The 20,308-nt window shown below is 68.9% G+C and carries 17 protein-coding genes; 8 read left to right on the top strand and 9 right to left on the bottom strand.

The window, feature by feature from the left end:
- Positions 1–54: 54 nt before the first annotated feature.
- Complete coding sequence (locus OG294_RS33250) at positions 55–2,244, bottom strand: hypothetical protein (protein ID WP_327070259.1); 2,190 nt, start codon at positions 2,242–2,244, stop codon at positions 55–57.
- A 590-nt stretch (positions 2,245–2,834) separates the two neighbouring features.
- Between OG294_RS33250 and OG294_RS33245 the strand changes: the two genes are divergently transcribed.
- Positions 2,835–3,992: a UDP-N-acetylglucosamine--N-acetylmuramyl-(pentapeptide) pyrophosphoryl-undecaprenol N-acetylglucosamine transferase gene (locus OG294_RS33245; protein WP_327071763.1), complete on the top strand. Its 1,158-nt coding sequence runs from the start codon at positions 2,835–2,837 to the stop codon at positions 3,990–3,992.
- A gap of 91 nt (positions 3,993–4,083) precedes the next feature.
- On the opposite strand, the gene OG294_RS33240 is transcribed toward OG294_RS33245, so the two are convergent.
- A protein-coding gene (locus OG294_RS33240; protein ID WP_327065281.1) for an IS3 family transposase occupies positions 4,084–5,321 on the bottom strand; the annotation gives its coding sequence in 2 pieces (ribosomal slippage) (positions 4,084–5,048 and positions 5,048–5,321; 1,239 coding nt in all).
- A 51-nt stretch (positions 5,322–5,372) separates the two neighbouring features.
- Positions 5,373–5,774 carry a hypothetical protein gene (locus tag OG294_RS33235; protein ID WP_327070258.1) on the bottom strand — a complete coding sequence of 134 codons (402 nt, stop codon included), beginning with the start codon at positions 5,772–5,774 and terminating at the stop codon, positions 5,373–5,375.
- Between the two features lie 104 nt (positions 5,775–5,878).
- Here OG294_RS33235 and OG294_RS33230 point away from each other — a divergent pair, with 104 nt between their 5' ends.
- Complete coding sequence (locus tag OG294_RS33230) at positions 5,879–6,373, top strand: AAA family ATPase (RefSeq protein WP_327070257.1); 495 nt, start codon at positions 5,879–5,881, stop codon at positions 6,371–6,373.
- Here the strand turns inward: OG294_RS33230 and OG294_RS33225 are convergent.
- The 4 genes from OG294_RS33225 to OG294_RS33210 are packed head-to-tail and all read right to left on the bottom strand — an operon-like array spanning position 6,337 to position 10,311.
- Complete coding sequence (locus OG294_RS33225) at positions 6,337–7,227, bottom strand: glycosyltransferase family 2 protein (protein WP_327070256.1); 891 nt, start codon at positions 7,225–7,227, stop codon at positions 6,337–6,339. The two genes, OG294_RS33230 and OG294_RS33225, sit on opposite strands and share 37 nt — an antisense overlap.
- Positions 7,224–8,459: a glycosyltransferase gene (locus OG294_RS33220; protein WP_327070255.1), complete on the bottom strand. Its 1,236-nt coding sequence runs from the start codon at positions 8,457–8,459 to the stop codon at positions 7,224–7,226. Before OG294_RS33220 ends, OG294_RS33225 begins: the two co-directional genes overlap by 4 nt.
- The gene (locus tag OG294_RS33215; protein ID WP_327070254.1) at positions 8,456–9,160 is read right to left on the bottom strand and encodes a hypothetical protein; all 705 of its coding nucleotides are present in this window, start codon (positions 9,158–9,160) and stop codon (positions 8,456–8,458) included. The genes OG294_RS33220 and OG294_RS33215 overlap by 4 nt, the downstream gene beginning before the upstream one ends.
- Entirely contained in the window at positions 9,157–10,311 is a 1,155-nt protein-coding gene (locus OG294_RS33210) for a glycosyltransferase (protein WP_327070253.1), read from the bottom strand. The genes OG294_RS33215 and OG294_RS33210 overlap by 4 nt, the downstream gene beginning before the upstream one ends.
- Positions 10,312–10,454: 143 nt before the next feature.
- On the opposite strand from OG294_RS33210, the gene OG294_RS33205 reads away from it, so the two are divergent.
- The 3 genes from OG294_RS33205 to OG294_RS33195 all read left to right on the top strand — a co-directional run bounded on the left by OG294_RS33205 (position 10,455) and on the right by OG294_RS33195 (position 13,507).
- The gene (locus OG294_RS33205) at positions 10,455–11,426 is read left to right on the top strand and encodes a helix-turn-helix domain-containing protein (protein WP_327070252.1); all 972 of its coding nucleotides are present in this window, start codon (positions 10,455–10,457) and stop codon (positions 11,424–11,426) included.
- Complete coding sequence (locus OG294_RS33200) at positions 11,423–11,992, top strand: peptide deformylase (RefSeq protein ID WP_327070251.1); 570 nt, start codon at positions 11,423–11,425, stop codon at positions 11,990–11,992. Before OG294_RS33205 ends, OG294_RS33200 begins: the two co-directional genes overlap by 4 nt.
- Before the next feature lie 603 nt (positions 11,993–12,595).
- Complete coding sequence (locus tag OG294_RS33195; protein ID WP_327070250.1) at positions 12,596–13,507, top strand: hypothetical protein; 912 nt, start codon at positions 12,596–12,598, stop codon at positions 13,505–13,507.
- Positions 13,508–13,525: 18 nt separating this feature from the next.
- Here OG294_RS33195 and OG294_RS33190 read toward each other — a convergent pair whose 3' ends face one another.
- Positions 13,526–14,071: a hypothetical protein gene (locus tag OG294_RS33190; protein WP_327070249.1), complete on the bottom strand. Its 546-nt coding sequence runs from the start codon at positions 14,069–14,071 to the stop codon at positions 13,526–13,528.
- A gap of 445 nt (positions 14,072–14,516) precedes the next feature.
- On the opposite strand from OG294_RS33190, the gene OG294_RS33185 reads away from it, so the two are divergent.
- The 3 genes from OG294_RS33185 to OG294_RS33175 all read left to right on the top strand — a co-directional run bounded on the left by OG294_RS33185 (position 14,517) and on the right by OG294_RS33175 (position 18,321).
- Positions 14,517–15,644 carry a hypothetical protein gene (locus tag OG294_RS33185; RefSeq protein ID WP_327070248.1) on the top strand — a complete coding sequence of 376 codons (1,128 nt, stop codon included), beginning with the start codon at positions 14,517–14,519 and terminating at the stop codon, positions 15,642–15,644.
- A 734-nt stretch (positions 15,645–16,378) separates the two neighbouring features.
- Positions 16,379–17,578, top strand: coding sequence for an SMI1/KNR4 family protein (locus tag OG294_RS33180; protein WP_327070247.1), 1,200 nt, complete (start codon positions 16,379–16,381; stop codon positions 17,576–17,578).
- 257 nt (positions 17,579–17,835) lie between these two features.
- Positions 17,836–18,321, top strand: coding sequence for a hypothetical protein (locus tag OG294_RS33175; RefSeq protein WP_327070246.1), 486 nt, complete (start codon positions 17,836–17,838; stop codon positions 18,319–18,321).
- A 387-nt stretch (positions 18,322–18,708) separates the two neighbouring features.
- Here OG294_RS33175 and OG294_RS33170 read toward each other — a convergent pair whose 3' ends face one another.
- A complete protein-coding gene (locus tag OG294_RS33170; RefSeq protein ID WP_327070245.1) occupies positions 18,709–19,800 on the bottom strand; it encodes a SagB/ThcOx family dehydrogenase in 1,092 nt (363 codons plus the stop codon).
- Between the last annotated feature and the right edge of the window lie 508 nt (positions 19,801–20,308).

Here is a 20,308-nt window from a genome sequence, read left to right as displayed (position 1 = left end):
CTGCTACTGCCCATCATTCACCAGCCGAGCCGGATGTGCGGTCAGCGGCGGGCTTCAGCGGCGGGCGGAACGGGCCGCCTGCAGCCGGGTGGTGTCCTGCGGGCCGAACGGGACCGGCATCGCGACGCTGGCGGGCACCGGCGGGTGGGCGGTGACCGCCTGGCCGGCCGCGGCGGCGGACCGCAGCTGCGCCTTGGCGGCCGGGGCGGTGGTGGTGGTCTGGATGGTCACCGCGCTCTGGCCGGCGGCGGGGGTGAGCCAGCCGGACAGCTCCTGGGCGTAGGCGGTCCCGGCGGGGGCGGTGCCGGTCGCCAGCACCTGGACGGCGGTGGACGGCGCGGTCACCGGCACCTGGACCCCGGCGGGGGCCGTGACGGTCACCGTCGAGCCGCTGCGGTAGGCGGTCACCGTGCCGGCCGCGAGCGCGGCGTTCCAGGCGGCCTCGTTGCGCAGTTGGGTGGCGACGTCGGCGGTGCGCAGGTCGACCAGCGGGGCGTTGGCGTTGAAGAGCGCGCTGTAGCTGGCCAGCACCTGGTTGAACACCGGGTAGCCGATCCGCTCCTCGGCCAGGGCGGACTGGGAGACCACGTTCGGGGTCGGGTCGCCCACGAGCACCCGGGCGAACGCCTGCCTCGCCAGGCTCGGCACGATGGTGCTCGTGTAGCCGGTGGTCTCGTCCAGCGGCGCGGCCAGGCAGGTGGAGGTCGTCGAACCGGTGCAAGTGCCGCTGCCGCCCTGCGCGGTGGCGGTGTAGAGCCAGTTGTACTCGTCGGTCTCCTCCGCCGCGGTGGCGGCGTTGCCGTAGACGCTGAGCTGGTGCGAGGGCACCGTGTACGCCGAGCCGACCGCGTGGCCGGCGGGGTCGGTGCCGGCGTTGGAGGCGAGCGCGGTGATGCCGAGCGCGGTGAGCGCCGACCCGAGGTTGGGGTTGTCCAGCGACTGCTGCGGGGCCAGCGCCAGACCGGAGTTCTGGGAGGTCACCAGCTCATTCGCGTTGAGCGGCAGGCCCTTGGCCTGGGCCCAGGTGAGGTTGGCCTGGATCGCCGAGGTGATGGCGGCCTGACTGGTCCACTCGGTGGCGCCGGTGTTGTCGGTGAGGCAGACCCACGGCACCACGCCGACGTTGCGGGTGCAGCCCAGGAACGGCTGGCCGTAGGTGGCGTTGACGAACCGGAAGGAGGCCGCGTTGGCCGCGAACTCGGTCTCGGTGGCGTCGGTGCCGCCGGCCGGGGCGGCGCTGTCGCTGCCGCTGCCGTCGACGGCCAGGTCCAGGGTGACGTTGTTGGCCGCCTCCCACTGCTTGGCGTAGTCGACGTCGGCGGCGGTCATCCGGATCGGGACGTTGTCCTGGCTGCCCGCGACGGTGTTGCAACCCGCGCTCTGCGCGGTGCACTTCAAGGTGGTGCTCCACCGGTTGTCGGAGAGCAGGGTGTTGTCGACCTGGACGCCGAAGTAGTAGCGGCCGAAGCCGAGGTGGACGCCCCCGGTCATCCAGTCGACCACCCCGCGGGCCAGCGCCCGCCACTGCTCCTGGTACTGGTTGAAGGCGAAGGTGAAGACCAGCTGCTGGCGCCCGGCGTTGGTGTACTGGCCCACCAGCACACCGGGCGTGGTGGTGCCCGGGATCGGGGTGGTCAGGATCGGGGTGAAGTTAGTGCTGCCCGGCGTCGCCAGATAGCCGTAACTCTCCACCACGTTGGGGTCGTTGTTCTCGAACTGGAAGGTGCCCTTGAGGTAGTTGAAGGGCCCGGTCGCGTCGGCGGTGGTGGTACTGGCGGTCATGCCGTCCAACGCGCCGATGTAGCCCGGGTCCTGGGCCCAGTTCAGGCCGATCGCGGGCTGCGCGTAGGTGTTGAGGTCCACCTCAGGGATGCTGTACGAGGTCTCGTAGCTGGTCAGCGCGGTGGTCTCGGCACTGCCGGCGCCCAGCGCGCCGAGGGTGGGGAGCACCACCGACTGGAACTTGGCCTCGATCGTGCCGTCGGGCAGCGTGCCGGCGAGGTAGGCGGCGTTGATCACCGGGCGGTTCGGGTCGGAGAGGGTCACCGTGGTGAACGGCACGCCCTCGCCGACCAGTTCGGCACGGACGGCCGCCACCGAGCTGCTGCCGTCGTCGAGCAGCAGCACGCGCAGGTCCGTCCGGACGGCCGGCGCGGTGTCCGCGTGCGCCGCCACCGCCGGCGAGGCGATCGCCAGCAGAGCGGCCGTGGCCAACGCGGCCGACCATCGTCGTGTCAGAGCCATGGATTTCCTCCCGGGAAAAGGCGTGCGCCCTCGCACACACCTCGAAGTGACCGGCCGCGGACACGGGTCTGCCCGCGCGCGGCTCGCGCTTGTGCGGGTGGAACGAGCTGGAAGGAGCTGGGTGGAGTTGCGCAACGTTGCATGGAGCCGAGCTGCGGGCATCGCGGAGGGCGAGGATCCAGGGCCCCCGCCCCGCCTCGGCAACGCGATGAACCTAGCCCACCGGCCGATCCGCCGACAGACGGCCGAACCGGCCCGCACCCGAAGTGCTGGCCGATTCCCTCACCCGCACCGCCACACCCGGCCGATGCGCCAGGTCCACAACCGGGTGGTCATGCTCCGGTCATCTGTGGTCACGGGCATGCCCCGGGCACGTGCCCGGCCGGGGGCACGGGCGCATCACCGGACGGGTAATGGCGAGAATCCGCCGCCCGGGCGGCACCGGCCAGGGCCGGGCGGCGTCGAACGAGTGTGATCATGGCCTGCTATCGTTCGACTACCCTCCGGTACCGGATGCATGTGGCTTGGCCAGATTGGGAGTTACCCCTGTGAACAACGATGCCGTCGCTTCTGCCGGGGCCCTGCGGCTGATGGTGACCGGTGGTGGCACGGGTGGCCACACCTACCCCGCGCTCACCACCATCCGAACGCTGCGAGCCCGGCTGGCAGCCGTCGGCCAGACCGTGGACGTCCTGTGGGTCGGCACCGCCGACGGCCTGGAGGCCCGGGTCGCGGCCAGCGAGGGGATCGCGTTCGCCACCGTCGCGACGGGCAAGATCCGCCGCAGCGCCAACCCCCTGAAGATGCTCTCCCCAGCGAACATCCGGGACATGGCGCGGGTACCGCTCGGGATCCTCCAGGCCCGGTCACGGATCAACGGCTTCGCTCCTGACGTGGTGCTGGCCACCGGCGGCTACGTGGCCGTTCCGGTGGGTGTGGCCGCGAAGATGTGCCGCCGTCCCCTGGTGATCCACGAGCAGACGGTCCGCCTCGGACTCGCCAACCGCTCACTCGCCCGCCGGGCGACACGCATCGCCGTCTCCTCCGAGTCGACCCTGCCGCTGCTGGCCGATTCGGTGCGCGGGGCCGCGGTGGTGACGGGCAATCCGGTGCGCCCCGAGGTCCTGGCCGGGCAGGCAGACAAGGCGGTCGCGGCACTGGGCCTGTGGTCGTTCGACCGTGCCCGTCCGACTGTCTACGTGACCGGTGGCGCGCAGGGAAGCCAGCAGATCAACGACCTGGTGCGCGGGATCCTGCCCTGGCTGCTGGAGCGGGCCAACGTGATCCACCAGTGCGGACCGAGCCACGAGGCGGCCCTGCGCCAGGCCGCCGCCGCACTCCCCGGAGACCTGGCCGGCCGCTACCTGGTCTCCGGCTTCGTCGGCCCCGAACTGCCGGACGTCCTCGACCTGGCGGACGTCGTGGTCTCGCGGAGCGGGGCGGGAACGATCGCCGAGCTGACAGCCCTGGGCCGGGCAGCCGTCCTGATCCCGCTGGCCACCTCGGCCGGCAATGAGCAGGAGCACAACGCCCGCCACCTCCAGGACGCCGGTGCCGCCGTCGCCCTCCTCGGCCAGCCGACCCCGGACACGCTGCGCGAGGCGGTCGCCCCCCTCCTGACCGACCCGGCCCGCCGCACGGCAATGGCCCAGCGCGCCCGCGCCCAGGGCCGCCCGGACGCCGCGGAGCGGCTGGTGGACGTCCTGCTGTCGGTCATCGGTGCGGACGATCGGCAGCGCTCGCGCTGACGCGGCGTCCGGCTGGGGGGCGGGCGCACGCTTGGAGAGCGTGTTGGGGGCAACCCCTCACGAGTGAATCGCTGCGGGTTCTTCAGAGGCTCTAGATTGTGGCTGTGACCTGCAGGTTTGGCTGTTGGCTGTAGTACTTGGCTTCGTATTCGGCGGGTGGGGTGTGGCCGAGTTCACTATGGAGCCGGGTGGAGTTGAACCAGTCGACATACTCTGCGGTGGCGATCTCAACGTCGGCAAGGGTGCGCCAGGGGCCCTGACGCTTGATGAGCTCGGTTTTGTACAGCCCGATGGTCGATTCCATCAGGGCGTTGTCCAGGGCGTCTCCGACCGATCCGATGGACGCGGCGATCTTCTCCTTGGCCAGGTGGGTTGCCAGGCGGAACGACGTGTACTGCGAGCCGGCATCGGAGTGGTGTATCAACTCCCTTGGCATTACCGGGAATCCGGAGCGGTCCCGCTGCCACAGGCCCATCTCGAGGGCTGAGAGGATCAGTGGGGTCTGCTTGTTGGTGGCCGCCGACCAGCCGACGATCCGCCGTGAGAAGGTGTCGACGACGAAGGCGACGTAGACGGTGCCGGCCCACGCCGCCACGTGCGTGAAGTCCGCCACCCAGACGCGGTTCGGTGCGCTCGCGACGAAGTTGCGCTGGAGCAGGTCGGGCGCCCGGTCGACGCTCTTGTCCGAGACGGTGGTGACGATCTTCTTGCCGCGCACCGCTCCTGACAGTCCTTCTGCCTTCATCAGGCGGGAGACCGTGCACTGGGCGACCGTGTGGCCGCGCCGGTTGAGTTCGGCCCAGACCTTGCGGTAGCCGTAGACGCCGTAGTTGCTCTCGTGGATCTCCTTGATGATCGGGACGATTTCGGCGTCGCGGCGGGCGCGGGCGGAGGTGGTGCCGCTCTTGTGGGCGTAGTAGGTGCTGGGGTGGATGCCGCAGTCGTTCGCGGTGAGCGTCCTGCAGATCGGCTCGACTCCGCCGAAGCGGTCCCGGTGCTCGTCGATGAACGCTACGAGCGTGTGTGTGGCCGGTCGAGCTCGGCCGCGAAGAAAGACGCCGCGGCCTTGAGGATCTCGTTGGCGCGCTTCAGCTCGGCGTTCTCCCGCTTGAGCGCCTTCATCGCCGCGGATTCCTCCGTCGTCGTGCCCGGCCGGGCGCCGGCGTCGGTCTGGGCCTGGCGGACCCACTTGCGCAGGCTTTCCGGGCCCACGTCGAGCTTGGCGCCGATCGACCGGATGCACTGGTACTCGGTCTCGTACTGATCGCGGGTCTCCAGCACCAGGCGTACCGCCCGCTCCCGGACCTCACTGGGGTATGGCTTCCTCATAACGGAATCGATCCTTCCAAGAGAAGGAGTCTCGGTCAAACCCGCAGCGATTCAGTGGTTGGTGGTGGCCGCGATGGTGAGGTCGTCGTGGAACCGCGGGGTGGGCTCGATGGCGATGACTCGGCCGGTCGGTCCGACTGCGTGGGAGGCCAGGAGGCTGAACGCGCCGCGGTGGGCTCCGACGTCAATGAAGGTGTCCCCGGGCCGCAGGCGGTCGCGCAGGAAGGCGCTCAGGTTCGGCTCCCACTCGCCGAAGAGGTACTGGTAGCGCTGGATGACGTCGCTGGTGGTGACGGTGACCAGGTCACCCGAGCGCAACCGGGCGGTTGTGTGGAGGGGACGGGTTCGCAGGTGGTCGTCGAGGAAACGGTCGACGAGCTCGGCCTTGCCGACTGTTCCGGGCGCGTGGCGGACGTAGGCCCGCAGCAGGCGGGCGAGGGCGGAGGCGGGCACGCGTGTACTCCTTTAGGTGGCGGAGAGTGCGGAACGCCGTTCCCGGTGCTGGCCGTGGTGGCAGACTTGCCGGTGAACGCTGGTGGCGGTGAGGGGAGTTGTCGGTGGCCGAGAGTGGTCCGGTGGTGTTCCTGCTGGTGGGGCTCACCGGTTCGGGGAAGACGACCTACGCCCAGCGGGAGCTGGAGCCGCAGGGTGCGGTGCGGCTGTCGGTGGACGAGGTCGTCCACGAGCGGCATGGCCGGTACGGCGTCGACTATCCGGAGAACACCTACTTCGAGAAGGAGGCCCCGGTCGCCGCCGAGCTGCACTCCCGGCTGGTCGAGCTGGTCTCCGAGGGCCGGGACGTGGTGTGGGACCACGGGTTGTGGCCGCGCAAGGACCGCGACGCGATGAAGGAGCTGGTGGAGTCGGCCGGCGGCAGGTGGCGGCTGCTGTACTTCCCCGTCGATCGGGACGAGCTGCTGCGCAGGTTGGCCGAGCGCAACCAGCGGGGGGACGCGAACGCGCTGATCGTGACCCCTGAGGCTCTGGACGACTTCTTCGCGCGGTTCGAGGCGCCTCAGGACGAGGGCGAGGAGATCGTGGAGCCGGGCTGACTCTGAAGGGGAGGGCGCCAGGCGGCGTGGATCTGGGCGGCTTCGGTGGCCCAGTCGTCGGGCAGGCGGTCGAGGGTGACGTGGCGGAAGGCCAGGCGGGGGTCGGAGACGTCGATGCGGCCGTGGTGGCGGTCGATGTGCTGCAGCAGGCGGGTGGCCTCGGTCCGGACTGCCGGGGTGTGCTCGGTCCAGGCGCCGGAAGTGAAGCGGTCGACACGGCGGCGCAGGTCGTCCAGGACGCCGGCGCGCCACTTGAAGTGGTGGACGCATGCGAGCGTGAGCGGATCGGGCCTGCGGCCGGGCGCGCGGTGGTTGCCCGAGGCCACGGCGACGTCCGAGAGCGCGAGGACGATCTTGCGGGGGTCGCCCTGGAGGAGGCGGTGGGTGAGGTGGCCGCCGAGCGGGAAGGCGCGGTCGAGTCCGGTCTCAGGGCGCCAGAGGGCGATTCGGCCGTCAGCGGCCACGCGGTCGAGCATCAAGCCGCCCACCACCGCCCAGCCGTTCTCTTCGGCTGCCTCGGTGACCTCGCTCAGTGGGGCCGGATAAGTGTGGAACTCGTCGGAGTCGGCGAGCAGGTGCCAGCCGGGGCCGGCCTGCTCCCGCAGCGCGTCGCGCAGTTCGGTGTTGGTGTGCTCGTGCCACGCTCCGATGCTGACCTGGCCGGTGGGGAGGCCGAGGCTCTGGGCGGTGTCCAGTAGCTGGCGGCGCCAGGCGTCGGGGACGTGCTCGGCGAAGTGGAAGGCGAGGTGGAAGCGCTCGATGCCGAGCGCGCGGTAGTGGGCGGTCCAGGCGGTCAGCAGGGCCGGTTCGACCGGGCCGATCACGGCGACCAAGGTGGGAGAAGCGGGCGTCATCGGTACTCCTTGACCAGGTCGGTGTACGTCTCGGTGAGGTAGGCGGCCTGCTCGGAGGCCGGGAGCATGTCCAGCACCGCAGGGGCCCGCGTCCCCGGCCGGGCGGTCGGCCCGTCCGCCAGCTGGTCCAGGGTCTTGGCGAGGGCGCCCGGGTCGCCGGCCGGGAAGAGCTGGGCCCAGGGCTGTCCGGCCAGCCGCTCGGTCAGGTCCGGGTCGTGGTCGGAGACGACCAGGGGGACGCCGAGCCGGGCGGCGTCCATGACCAGCCCGGACTCCTTGCCGGTCCCGGGACGCCGTGCCACCAGGGCGGCATCGGCGGCAGCGTAGACGAGCCGAAGGACGTCCTCGCCGACCGGGCCAGGCACGGTGTGGACCCGGACGAGGGGCAGGCGGTGCCAGCGTTCGAGTACCGCGTCGTCCAGCGGAGTGCCGCAGACCAGGACGTATAGCGGCTTGGTGAGGCGGGCCAGGGCCGCGTCGACGGTGGCGATGTCCTTGTAGGGCCACCAGCCGCCGACCAGGCAGACCGCCGTCGCCGAGTCGGGGATGGTGAAGGCGGCGCGGGCACCGTCGCGCTCGGCGGCGGTGAGAGGCCGACCGTCGTCGACCGCGAACGCCCGCACCCGCCCTGGGAGGTGGGGGAAGGCCGTGGAGAGCCGGTCGCGGACCGCGGTGGTCGGATAGAGGGCGACCGCCTGCTTCTCGCTCCGCCGGGCGAGCCGACCCAGCAGCCGGACCGGCGAGTCTTCGGTGGTGACCAGCTCGTGGATGAACCGCAGGTGCGGGGTACCGCCGAGCAGGGCGGCCATGCCGTGCAGGGCTTCGCTCGCACTGAGGATCACCACGGCCGTCGGCTGAGGGGCGAGGCGACGGGCGGTACGCAGGCATCCGGCTTCGGTCAGGCAGCGGGCGATCAGGGTGACCTGGTGCGGCAGCCGGCGGAGCGGCAACGGCCAGCGCCGTGAGCGGAAGGCCCGCTTGCCAGCGGTTGAAACGCGTTCCGCCGCGCGTGCCGCGGCCAGCAGGGCCTTCGCCGCCGGACCCACCGGTCCGGCGGCGATGCAGGAGCCGGCCCGCAGCAGCGGACCGGGCCCGTCTGCGATCCCCTGCGGGGTGATGACCACGGCACCCGGGCGGGCGGCGGCGAGCGCCGTCAGCGTGCGCTGGTGGTGCCCGCCGCCGAGGTGCGCCTGCGGCTCGATCAGGACCAGTGGCCCGCAGCGGGTGCTCATCCGGCGACCGCCTGCTCGCCGTGCAGCGTGATGAAGTGCCGGTGCAGCCAGGGCGGGTCGTTGAGCGCCTCGAAGCGCTTGGGGTCGCGGGCTGCAGTGCGGGCGAACTCAAGGCCGTCGCGGGCCCCGGCTGCCGCGTAGTCGGCGAAGTCGCCGTCCTTGCTGGCCGTCCAGGCGTCGATGCGTTCCTGGGCGGAGGCGTCGGTCATGCCGTACTCGCTGCCGCGCGCGAGCATCGCGCACTCCCGGAAGCCCGCTTTCCAGGCGTGGAACGGGGTCTGGTTGAACAGGGTGGTCCCGGCTGTGTGCGGGCTGAACTCGACCCGGCCGGGCAGCGCGGCCAGCACATCGACGGCCTGGCCCATCTCCCGCAGTGCGCTGGTGCGGATCAGCTTGAGGCCGCCGTACCCGTAGGTGAGCCCGTTGACCGGGTTGACGGCCCGCCAGACCCGCATCGACACGCCCGATTCCAGCGGCTCCACCGCGCTAGCGGGGAAGGCGGGGTCGATGGCGAAGTCGCCGTCAGCGAGGAAGAACTGGTCGGTGTCGACGAGTTCGGCCGTGAGCCGGTAGGCGCGGCGCATCCCGCGCACCCCGTGCAGACGCTTGACGGTTCCGCCCAGCACGCGAGCAAGGCGGGTGTGCAGGGAGTCGGCCAGCGGCTCGTCGTAGGAGAGCAGGACCGCGTCGAAGCCGGTCACTTGATCGCCTCCAGGTAGCGTGCGGCCACCGCAGCGGGCGTCAGGTCCGTGGTGGAGGCGTGCGCGCGCTTGGCCTGCACCAGGTAGAACTCGGGGTCGGTGGCGAGGCGTTCGGCGATTCGGACGGCCTGATCGTCAGTGTCGAACAGCAGCTCCGGGTCGAGGTGCTCGGCCAGCCAGCCGATGCGAGGGCCGATCACCGGCAGGCCCATGGCCTGGCAGTCGATGACCGACATGGACCAGGGGCAGCCGGGCCGGAACGGCGCGATGCCGAAGTGGGCGGCGGCCAGCATGTTGCGGTAGCGGACGCGGTCACCGCGGTCGGAGGCGATGGCGACGCCGTCCACGGCCGCCAGATCCTCCAGGTTCCGCTCGGGGCTGGGATCCAGGCGGATCCGCTCGGCGCTGCGGGTGCCGAACAGGTCCATCACGGTCAGCCGCACCGGGGCCTCGGCAACGAGGTGGCGGGCGAGCTGGGTGAAGCGGGCGGTGCCGTAGTGGGCGTACAGGCGGTGGTTGTAGATGCCGACCGCCCGGCCCTCCGGCGGGGTGATCTCGGCAAGGTCGCGGACCAGGCGCACATCCCTGGGGGCGGGGACCACGTGCAACTTCTCGGTGAGCTCGACGCCGGTGCGGGCGGCGGCAGCGGCGGTCCACGAAGCGGCGGTGCCGGAGTGAACCAGAACACGGTCGCAGGCCGCGAGGCCGGCGGCGAAGGCCAGCAGGACGCTGCGGCCCAGCCCGCCGTCGTCCATCGCGGGGTCCAGCTCCAGCTGGCCAGTGTCGGTGAAGGAGAACGGCAGGTAGTGGCAGTAGCCGACGATCCGCGCGTCCACTCCGGCTTCCACGAGCGCGGCGCGGATCGCGGGGGCGGCCTCGATCTGGTTGGCCACGACCACTTCGGGCTGCTGGCGGCGGAACAGCCGCACCAGGGCGCCCACGCCCGGGGTGAAGCGGGCCCGGTATTTGGTCGACGGCGAGGCGGTCCGCACGAACTGCACGCGGTCGTCGCCGGCCGGGACGGGAGCGGCCACGGTGACCTCGACCCCGGCATCGGCCAGGGCCGGGGTGAGCATATCGGCGAAGGTGTAGCCGGAATCGGCAGTCAGCTGGCTGGAGTTGGAGACGTTGAGCAGGTACAGCAGGCGCATCGCTTGAGCCCTCCCTCTCTCGGCCCGGGTCTCGACCCGGGCTGGCAAAAGAAGGAAACCGGCGACCAGGACCGTGACAGAATGATGAATCGAGATCACTCACGGTTCATTCATCTCATCCAGCAGCCAGGGCGGGGGCCTTGATGGACGAGCGCGACGACAGCCCGACCGTTGAGCAAGCCGCCGAGGCGTTCGCAGCGGAGGTCTCGTACTGGCGCGAGGTGCGCGGCCTGTCCAAGCGGGGGCTCGCCCTCAAAATGGGCTTCGACCCGTCGTACGTGAGCCACGTGGAATCCGGCCGGCACAAGCCGACCGAGGACTTCGCGCGTCGCTCGGAGGAGACCCTCAACGCGGGCAAGGCCGTCTGGAAGCGCTGGCTGGACTTCGAGGCCGCCAAGAACCGAGCGGCCCCGGCTGCAGCTCCGCCAGCCCCGCGCCGCCCCGAACAGCCGTACGCGACGGGCTCAGCGATCATCGTGGCGCACGACGGTGCCCGCCTGGACTTCGACGGCTCCCACTACCGGCTGACGATGCGCCGGCTGTTGCGGAACACCGGCAGCGAGCCGATCACCCGCTACCTGATCCGTATCAGCGTCGACCGCTACCCCGGCGAGCCTGAGCGCTCCAACGCCCACTACCGCGAACACCCACTGACCTGGGACGAACTCGCACTGACCGCGACCTGCCGCGGCGAGGCGATGAACTGGCAGACCAAGCACGACCGCGACGCGTTCAAGGAAGTGTGGCTGCTGTTCGAGAACGAGCACGGCCGCTTCCCGCTCTACCCGAGCGAGGAGGTCTGGATCGAGTACGCCTACTCGGTCGGCGAGGAGAAGTGGGGCCGCTGGTTCCAGCGCGCGGTCCGCCTGCCCACCGAGCACCTGGAAGTCGAACTCGCCTTCCCCGCCGACCTCGACCCAGCAGTGTGGGGCATGGAAACCTCCATGACGGCCGAGGCGGCACCGCTTCGGACCGCCCCGATCCGGCGCGAGGAGGGCGGCATGCGCGTCTTCTCCTGGAGCACCTCCACACCGGCCCTCCACGCCCGGTACCGTCTCGAATGGCGGTTCCGGGCCCGACCCGAACGCGACACGACCCAAGGGGAGTTCAGGTGATCCAGGTGCGGCCCAGCGAGCAGATGCGCGACCTCGGCGTCGTCCAGGAGGGCGCGCCCATCCTCGCCGAGCCCGCCCGCCCGTTCGACCTGCCCACCGAGCGCGGGGCCGCAGAGCAGGTCATCGAGCAGCTGTTCACTGCGATGGAGCGCATCGGCCAGGTCCACCCCTTCGCCAAGGGCATGGGCATCGCGGCACCGCAGATCGGGATCGGCCGGGCCGCCGCCATCGTCCAGCCCGCTTCTCCGGAGGCTGCGGCGATCGTCCTGCTGAACCCGCGGATCACCAACCGCTCCGACGAGACGGACGAGCAGTTCGAGGGCTGCCTGTCGTTCTTCGACGTCCGTGGCTTGGTCCCCCGGCCGCTGCGGATCACCGTGGAGACCACCACCCTGGACGGCCAGGTGGCCACCGCCATCTACGAACGCGGACTCGCCCGCCTGATCCACCACGAGATCGACCACCTCGATGGCTTGCTGTACACCGCTCGGATGAGGTCCGGCGTCGACCCCATCCCCGTCGAGCAATACCGACAGACAGGCCAGACTTGGACGTATAAGGAGTAGTAGCAGGAGGGACGTCCCGTCGATCCAGTTGAACAGGCCCCAGTCCAGTATTACCGAGAAATGCTTTTTCCAGCCGAGGTGGAACGTGCCTTCCATTATCAAGAGCACCCTGAGGACTGACGGGTCATCCTTGGTGGTGACATTCGAAGTGAGCCAGGACGATGAACTCTCCGCCCCACTGCATCTGAACCTCGCCGCTCACGATGACTTCTCCGTTGGATTCTTCGCCGCACCCCCTTGCCATCGAGCTGGATCCAGCTGGGGAAGCCCGGATAAATATCGAGCCATCTACGGAGCGACGCCTGGTAGAAATGGTCAGAATTTTCGACTCCGATAATTCCGCAGTCGAAATTCCCGGGCGGCAACTATTTCTCGAACCAGACTCTGACGGAGCCTGGAGCACGGGAAGTGCAGCAGAGTGTGAATTGAAACGAGTCGAAGCGAACCGGGTTAAGCGATTTGAGGCCACCCCTGACGTCCGAGGCTGCCACTTCGACTGATCCAATCTTTACATCAGTCGTACTGGTAGACAATCTGCACGTCACCGCAGTCAATCGCATCCCAGGCGTCGACATTATGCCACTCAACGAGTCCACTGTCGGAATGGACGGTGTTGAGGTGCTCAATTCCGTGCTTTCCCAGCTCGGATTTTCGACTGGGATTCACCCTGACGCATGGCTTAGCGAGATGCGACGACGGCGCCCCGCCGCCATCTTGCATATGCGGAGCATTCAAGTCGACAGCCCCAAATCGGCGCATCTCGTTGCTCAGCACACCAGCCATCAGCTACTCGACCTGATGGCTTTGAAGCGTGGAGCGACTCCACGAATCATTGGGGGCGCCATAGGGGCAGCCGATGATAATGGGCTTCTTCAGTTTCTCGGCTCCTGGGTTGAAGGGGCTGGATACACGGGAAATCTCATGGGCGGCTTTCTGGCAGGCGAAGAGCCGCGCGCCCTACTCAACCATTGGCAAGGCATGCAGTCGGATGCGAGACTTAAACTCTGGCTATCACTTTACGCGGACGCCCTGGCGGATGAGCGCTGGGAGTATCGACTCTTCCGGTGCTTTAATCTGCTGGAGGGTATCGCGACTCAAGCAGTCCCCAAGAAGAAGACCATTGTCGATTCCGCTGGTACTCCCCGACTCAAGAGCGACGGGAAACCCTACACCACTGCAGAGGCCCGCGGGAAAGCCTACGATCTTCTGCAGCTGGTTGCCGCAGTGACAAACCAGGCCGAATCGAATTTTCTAGCCCAGAAGTATGCCGGAAGCACCATGGAGCTCTGGGATGAATTGGACATCTGGGTTTCAGTTCGAAACGCAGTAGCACATCGAGGAAGCTGGGAGCTTCCAGCTGGCGCTACTCCGACCGCTCGCCACGCGGCAGTTGAACTTGAAATCACGAGCAGGGGTCATGACCAGACGCTTTCATCAGGCCAATGGGCGGTCGTACGCGCGATTCGGGTAGCAGTAGAATCCTGCCTCTTCGCCGGCCTACAGGGAAAACTGTAGATCTCGGAAAGTCGCGAATCAGCCGCAGCGGCTCTGCCGTGGCTCCATGGAACCCACCTGCTCCATTCGCCGGATCTCGCGCTCTGCAGCTTCCAAGTGCCCGAGGTCGAGGGCCATCGCCGCACGCCCGGCGATGTAGTAGACGTCCTGGCGGATTCGACAGCCCAACCCCGGTTGACGGCACAATGCCAGGAGCCGCACTTCAAGACTGAGTTCGATGCGGCCCATCTCGTCCCGAACGCGGACCGGGAGTGAGGCATACCGGAGATCCTTGGCGTGGTCACGCATCTGCCGGTCGGCCTCGTCAGGCCGGGCTTCCACGGGGCGAAAGGGGTGATCGGCCCACTCCGTGTCAGCCCACCAGACGAGTTCATCCAGGTACTCCGAGGCGACCACCAGATCCGGGGGCAAGGCGGAGAGGGCCGCGTCCGCACCGGCAACCAGCTGGGCGAGACGGCGTCGCGCGTCGTCTTCTCCCGCCACGCACATCGCGATGAAGCCCGACAGCACGTCGAGCCTGCGCGACACCTCCGCCCGCTGCCAGATCTCGTACAGTCCAGCCATCCACCGTTCCCTCTCCGCCGACCACGTCTCCGCGCCCCGAACCATACGACGCGCCCCCGCCAGCGGGTCCAACGGTTTTCCCGGGCTCAGCAAACGAACAGTGCGGCGCAGGTTCTCCTCTCATCCGGGCATGCTCTCGGCGGCAGCCGGCCCTTGAAGGCGACTTGCTGCCCCACCTGTCCGTGTGACGGGCTACCGTCTGGCGAGCAAGGCCAGACCGACCTTCAAGGGATCAGTCCTGTTGAAGCCCCGACCGGCCAGCCAGAGCCGGCGATCTTGCGCTTCCTTGATGCCGGACCTGCCCTCCGAACCCGCGTCGCAAAGACCCTGGCCGACGCCTGTACCTCGCGCTGAACGGCCTGGGATTTCCTGAATTTGCCAGATGCTCCGCGGCGCTGGGGGCCCGCCCTTAGATGTGGTTCTGGGGTTTCAGAGGAGGCGTTCCATGGGCTTCGCTCGGCGTGTGGTCCGCAAGTCGATACGCAAGGCGACGCCTCGGCCCGTGCGCCGCGCCATGCATCCCGCGCGGACAGTCAAGAACGCGGTGACCCCGCGGCCAGTGAAACAAGTGAGTCGTGCCGCGTATGTGGTCACGCATCCCATCGGGGCAGCCGAGAACGAGGTCATCGGTGCAGCCCTTGGCGGGGGCGGGCGGCGCACCTCAGGTGCCGGCCGCTCGTTCTCGTCTGGTGCTCGCCAGCCTGCCGAAGCCAATGGCGCCGTGGGTGGTGGGATTCGTGCCAACGAGGCGGCCGCTGTTCTGGAGCGGATGAATCGGCTGATGGCTATCGGACGCCAACGGTTCGCTGATGTCCGGCCTCCGCTGATCCCTGAGGCCACCGCGGTTGATCCGAAGCCGTTCGTAGCGCGCGAATGGGAGCGCCGCAAGGGCGAGGCGTCATGGTGGCAGCGCGGCCGTCGAAAGCAGATCCGTACGGAAGCACGTGCCTACGGGGAGAGACAAGCAGTGGAGGCCTTCGCACAGGCCCGACGTGACCAACAGGTGCGCCAGGGGGCGGCCGACGCCGCCTGGAGCGCCCTCTGCCGTGGCGAGCACTCCGCCGTCATGACGGCTATCAGGGGCGTTTTCCACGGCACCCCGACACCGGCCATCGTGCTGAACGCCGGCGGGGCTGTAGCAACGGTTGCTGTCCTGTTGCCGGGACCACACGTGCTCCCTGAGAAGATGCCGCACGTCACGCCCACAGGCCGGCTGTCGATCAAGGCCTGGCCGAAGACGGAGCTGAATCAGGCGTATGCCGGGCTGCTCGGAGCGTATCTCCTGTCGGCATGTCGCGGTGCTTGGGCGGCGGCGCCCTCGCTCTCCAAGCTGCGGATCATTGGCCTGCGCGAGGAGGCCGACGTGCGGCGGGAGGTTCTGTTCGATGTGGAAGTCTTCCGGGCCGTCGGCGCGTGGGACAAGGACGACTGGGGCACTTCGGTGCTCGACCAGGCACACCACGGGCTCAATCGGGTGGGCAAGAGCCGGGAGGTCAGGGCCTGGGCGAAAGGCGACGTGGCAGCTGACGTCCTTCCTTTGCTGACGCCCGCGAAGCGCCGTGGGGCCCCGTAGGCGACGCCCACCCTGGTCTCAGTTCTGGTCTCGTTCACCCCCGTCCAGCCGGGTCCAACCGCCGCCCAGCAGCTCGCGCCACCGCAGGTCAGAACGGCCACAGACCCCAGCGAACACCGTTCAGCAGAATTGGAAAGCGTGTTGGGGGCAACCCCTCACGAGTCCGGATCTCGTCTCCTCCGCCATGGCTGACCAGCCATAACGAAGGCCCCGACCGCACTGCGGTCGGGGCCTTCGTCGTTCCGTGGTTGCAGTTCTGGTTGCAATTGCCGTGGCCAGCCTCCACCGGCCCCAGGCTGAGGGCCTCTGACTGGGGAATCGAGTGATCGCACAGCGACGACGTCCTGTCGGTCATCCCGACCGATTCGTACTGGCAACCCCGGAAGCAACTGCGAGGACGGCTTCGCCCCCTGGCGATCAGGGTCCCGTGTGGTCCCGTGTTGCGGCACCGAGTCGTCACTGGACGCGCTGGACTACGACTGGCCTTGCGGATTCGCCCGCTTCGAGATCGCCGGCTGGAACCCCGATCGCACTTGGTTCACTGACGAGGAGTTGACCAGGCCCGCGGAGGTGCTCGGGCACCCCGTCCGCCAGGTCCGGGCTCACCTCTGACCTCCACCCGCCGGACGCCGGACGCCGGACGCCGGATCAACGTGACCAGGCCGACCTCACGTGATCAAGCTCGCATAGTCTCGCCGCTACACACTTGAGCTACCCGACGCGGAGGAAACCACGTGAGCTTGGACGTAGCCGCCTTCACCACACCTCACCCGGAGCGTCCACCAATGCCGGTCGTGGTCGACTGGACAGGGGTCGAGGAGTGGCTGGGACTCAGGCTGCCGGACGACTACAAGCAGCTGGCCAACGCCCACGGCCCGCTGGACTTCGGCGAGTACCTGTGGATACACATCCCCTGCGTCCAGGAGGGCCGCTTCGACTACGGTGACTGGCTCCGCGAAACTCACCGCGAGGCTCGCATCGAGGCCCGTGAACTACCGGAGCACAAGCGGCCCGCCATCCACCCCGAGCCAGGCGGGCTGCTCGCCTGGGGCGAAACCCGGGGCAATGATGTCCTGTTCTGGGACACCTCCGTCTCCGAAAACCCCAACGAGTGGACGGTGGTCGTCAGCCACTCGGGCGGCATCCCTGGCAACGGCCTGGAGCCCTGGCACCGCTACGGCCTCACCCTCAGCGGCTATCTCCGGCACACCGTTCGAGCCGAATGGGAGCTGCCGTCCCCACCCGGACCGCTGATCGGTCCCCTCCCCGGCGCCATCGCCCGCACAGCCTTCCTGCCGACCGCCCGGGCCTGGACCCTGCCCGAGCCCACCACTCCTCGGCTCACTGACGCCGAGCGCCGCATCGCCCTGGAAACCGGTACCGGCCTGGGCGCCCTGCGCCTGCTGTCTCCACCACCGGGGAATCCCTACCTCGGCGGCGGCACCTGGGCAGGACTCTTCGACGAGTTGAGCACGACGCTGCCGCGCGAGTACGTGACCCTCATGGACCTGTACGGCGCCGGCTGCTGGAGCAACTGGCTGCGGTTCTTCACCCCGCTGCGCACTGGCGAACGGCGCTACCTTCAGCACATCGAGTCGACCACCGACGGGTACCGGCAGCTCAAGGGCAGCCACCCCCAGTGGTATCCGCTCGCTACCTGGCCCGAGCTCGGCGGGTTCCTCCCGTTCGCCAACTCCATCGACGGCGACCAACTCGGCTGGCTCACCGAAGGAGACGACCCCGACAACTGGCCCCTGATCGTCTGGCCACGCCACGCAGACCAGGGACCGCCCCTGGAGCAGGGGCTGATCGACACTCTCCTGGCCTGGCAGCGCGGCACCTTCAGTACCGCAGGGCTGGCCGCGCTGGACGAGGACGACGACCCCATCGAGTTCGCCGGCTTCGAACCGTGGGACGACCGCGCCTACTGGTAAGCCACCACCTCGCAAACGGCACCGCTCGGTCATACGACCCGAAGCGCCCCGACCACGAAGGTGATCGGGGCGCCCGTCGGCCGATCTCAGCCGCCCGCGCCTGTCCCCCACCGCAGGCCGCCGATCTTGTGGAGGTCCAGCCTCGAGAACGAGCACGGCCACTTCCCGCTCTACCCAGGCGAGGAGGTCTGGATCGAGTACGTCTACCCGGATTCTCTTGGGATTATGGTTGTCCGCTCGACTACTGGAGGGGCAACATGGTCGAAAACCAGGAGCGAACGTGCGGGCGGCCGACGCGCGCCGGCAAGCCGTGCCGTGTTCGCATAACCGGCTCGGATGTCGCCTGCGGTACGCACGCGACGGACGAAGATCGCGCAGTAGCGAAGGCGCATCGACAGGGCTGGAGCGAGGGGTACACGGTTGGCTGCGAGTCTGGAGCCAGGGCATCCAAGCTGAAGATCGAGTGGCTGGAGCGGCGGGTCAAGGAACTCGAGCAACGGATCGACGAGGCCACTCGCATCTATGAACTCGGCGGCGATCAGATCGTAGATGTCGGTGGGTACGCATACCGGTGGCGAGGCGGTGATCACCTCGAAGTGGGCGACCGGGTACTGCTCCCGGAGAACTACGTGAGCCGTATGAAGAACGGCCCAGGACCGGTGATTGGTGTGGTCACTGCGCTTGGCACGACGTATCGGGGCACGCTTTCCTCCATCGTCCGGCGGGCGCCGGCGGAGGCGTAGAACACACGAGCAGTCCTTGAGCGATCTCCTGAGTCGTGCGCCAGACTGTCACCCGGACGTCGAGCCTGGCCATGATGCGTTCCGCGGTGGCCCGGGCGAGGCAGAGTGCCTCCGCCTGGTCGGGCAGAAGGGGCGTCGTGGCGCCCGGCCGACGCTCGCTGCCGGAGGGAACGCGAGCTCGGCGCGGCAGAGCTGACGGGCCTCACCAGCCTCCCCGGGCCGGAAGAGTGCGAGGGCAAGGAGGTTGGCTGCCCATGGGAGATCCACGGGCGCGGCGTCCGGATCGGCGGGCAGGGGCTTGACCGCGCCGCGCCAGGGCGAGTTCGTCCTCCGGAACCCGGCTGTCGTCGATGAGGAACGCCAGGGGGCGCGGAGCAGTCGGTGCGGTCAGCTCAGCGCCCAGGGCTCGGTGGGGAAATCGGAGTCGAGCGGCATGCCGTCGGGCCTGGTCCGAGGAGTGCCGCAGACCATGACGAAGGTCGCGAACTCTGAGCCTGGGTCGAGCCCGAGCGCCTGATCGACCAGGTCGTCCTGGAAGGCGCCGGTGATAGCAGCGCCCAGACCGAGTGCGGTAGCCGTCATGGACACCACCTGTGCCACGTGGCCGACATCCTGCATGAGGAAGCGATAGGCCCGTGCGTGCCGGTACTTCCAGGACATCCGTTCAGCCACGGCGACGGTGATCAGGGCAAAGCTGCCGGTGGTGAAGAATCCCTGCCGCGACGTCAGCTCTTCCCAGGATTCCCGGTCGACTCGGGCATCGACGGGGAGGAGGCCGTGGCGGATCGCGTCGTACCGGTACAGGCCGGGTGAGACGTCGCGGACGTTGAAGACGGCCACGTAGGCGTCGGTCTCGTGCCGGGCACCGCCCGTGGCCGCGGCCCGCAGCTGGGTGACGCCCAGATCGCCGCAGTCGGAGAAGCGGAGCGGGGCGAAGGAGTAGTGGAGCAGTGTCGCGAGGGCGTCGAGCGACACCGGCTGATCCGTGAAAGTGCGATGGGTGCGCCGCTGTTCGAGCACGTCCTGGAAGGACATGGTCATCGGCTGGCGAACCCGGGGAAGCAGGAGCACCGGGGTCTCCGGGCCGGGGTGGGCGTAACCGCTCGGGCGAGGCCGGGTGAGCAACTCGCTCCGGAAGGCCCCGACCTCCTCCTCCGGGAGGAAGGCCACGTTCCTGGTGCGCTGGTGGAACCACCAAGCGACGGGCCCCCAGGCATCCCACGGGCTCGGGGCCGCCGGAACGGGTTCGTCGTCCGCCTTGACCAGAAAGCCCAGCGCGAGCAGCTGTTCCACCGCTGCCAGGAGGGAGGACGTGGTGCCGGGCTCAGCCTCGGGGACGGACAGCGGGGTCCGCGCACTGATCAGGAGCTGGGCGGTCTCGGGCCCTACCCGGAGCCGGGCGGGCACCAGCGGGCTCGATACCTGGATCCCGCTGGCATCGGGTTGGATGAACAGCGGGTCTACCGCGCGAACCAGCATTCGGAGCTCCATTGTCGACTGGGGGAAGGGCGACGGCACGCATGCTTCGGCTGTCACCGGGGCTCCCACCAGGTCTGCGGATCAGGGCGGCGCGGGGCCGGTAGCAGCCCCGCGCCGCGGTTTTGATGACGGTCGGTCAGCAGGCGTTGTTCTTGTTCAGCGCCAGGAGGACCTCGTCGTCGGTGTCGATGACCTCGATCAGGAAGGTGTCCTGGTCCTGGTGGTTGGTCCGGTCTGCAGTGATCTCGGCATGCATGGCCAGCCTCCTTGTTCTCTCGGTGCACGGCCACCCGAGCGGTGGGCCTGCACCGAGTCAACGCGGTGGCGCGGGCTGGGGGCAACCCCTCACGAATTCGGATCTCGTATCCTCCGCCGGCTGTACCGAAGGCTCCGGCTGCATCTCAGTCGGAGCCTCGTCATTTCACGGCTCCAGCTTGGCGGGCTCGCGGTCGTCGAGCAGCTTGGAGAAACCTTCGGAGAAGGAGGAGTGCTGTTCCCTGATCGCGAT

It is taken from the genome of Kitasatospora sp. NBC_01302 (assembly GCF_035976515.1).
Taxonomy (GTDB): Bacteria; Actinomycetota; Actinomycetes; order Streptomycetales; family Streptomycetaceae; genus Kitasatospora.
This window is presented reverse-complemented; position numbering and strand designations above follow the sequence as displayed.

What these genes read in the sequence shown, in the direction of transcription:
- OG294_RS33225 (WP_327070256.1), bottom strand. Translation starts at nt 7,227, where the DNA reads ATGACGCCCGCTTCTCCCACCTTGGTCGCCGTGATCGGCCCGGTCGAA.
- OG294_RS33245 (WP_327071763.1), top strand. Translation starts at nt 2,835, where the DNA reads ATGGTGACCGGTGGTGGCACGGGTGGCCACACCTACCCCGCGCTCACC.
- OG294_RS33250 (WP_327070259.1), bottom strand. Translation starts at nt 2,244, where the DNA reads ATGGCTCTGACACGACGATGGTCGGCCGCGTTGGCCACGGCCGCTCTG.
- OG294_RS33185 (WP_327070248.1), top strand. Translation starts at nt 14,517, where the DNA reads ATGGGCTTCGCTCGGCGTGTGGTCCGCAAGTCGATACGCAAGGCGACG.
- OG294_RS33220 (WP_327070255.1), bottom strand. Translation starts at nt 8,459, where the DNA reads ATGAGCACCCGCTGCGGGCCACTGGTCCTGATCGAGCCGCAGGCGCAC.
- OG294_RS33205 (WP_327070252.1), top strand. Translation starts at nt 10,455, where the DNA reads ATGGACGAGCGCGACGACAGCCCGACCGTTGAGCAAGCCGCCGAGGCG.
- OG294_RS33195 (WP_327070250.1), top strand. Translation starts at nt 12,596, where the DNA reads ATGGACGGTGTTGAGGTGCTCAATTCCGTGCTTTCCCAGCTCGGATTT.
- OG294_RS33170 (WP_327070245.1), bottom strand. Translation starts at nt 19,800, where the DNA reads ATGCTGGTTCGCGCGGTAGACCCGCTGTTCATCCAACCCGATGCCAGC.
- OG294_RS33190 (WP_327070249.1), bottom strand. Translation starts at nt 14,071, where the DNA reads ATGGCTGGACTGTACGAGATCTGGCAGCGGGCGGAGGTGTCGCGCAGG.
- OG294_RS33210 (WP_327070253.1), bottom strand. Translation starts at nt 10,311, where the DNA reads ATGCGCCTGCTGTACCTGCTCAACGTCTCCAACTCCAGCCAGCTGACT.
- OG294_RS33175 (WP_327070246.1), top strand. Translation starts at nt 17,836, where the DNA reads ATGGTCGAAAACCAGGAGCGAACGTGCGGGCGGCCGACGCGCGCCGGC.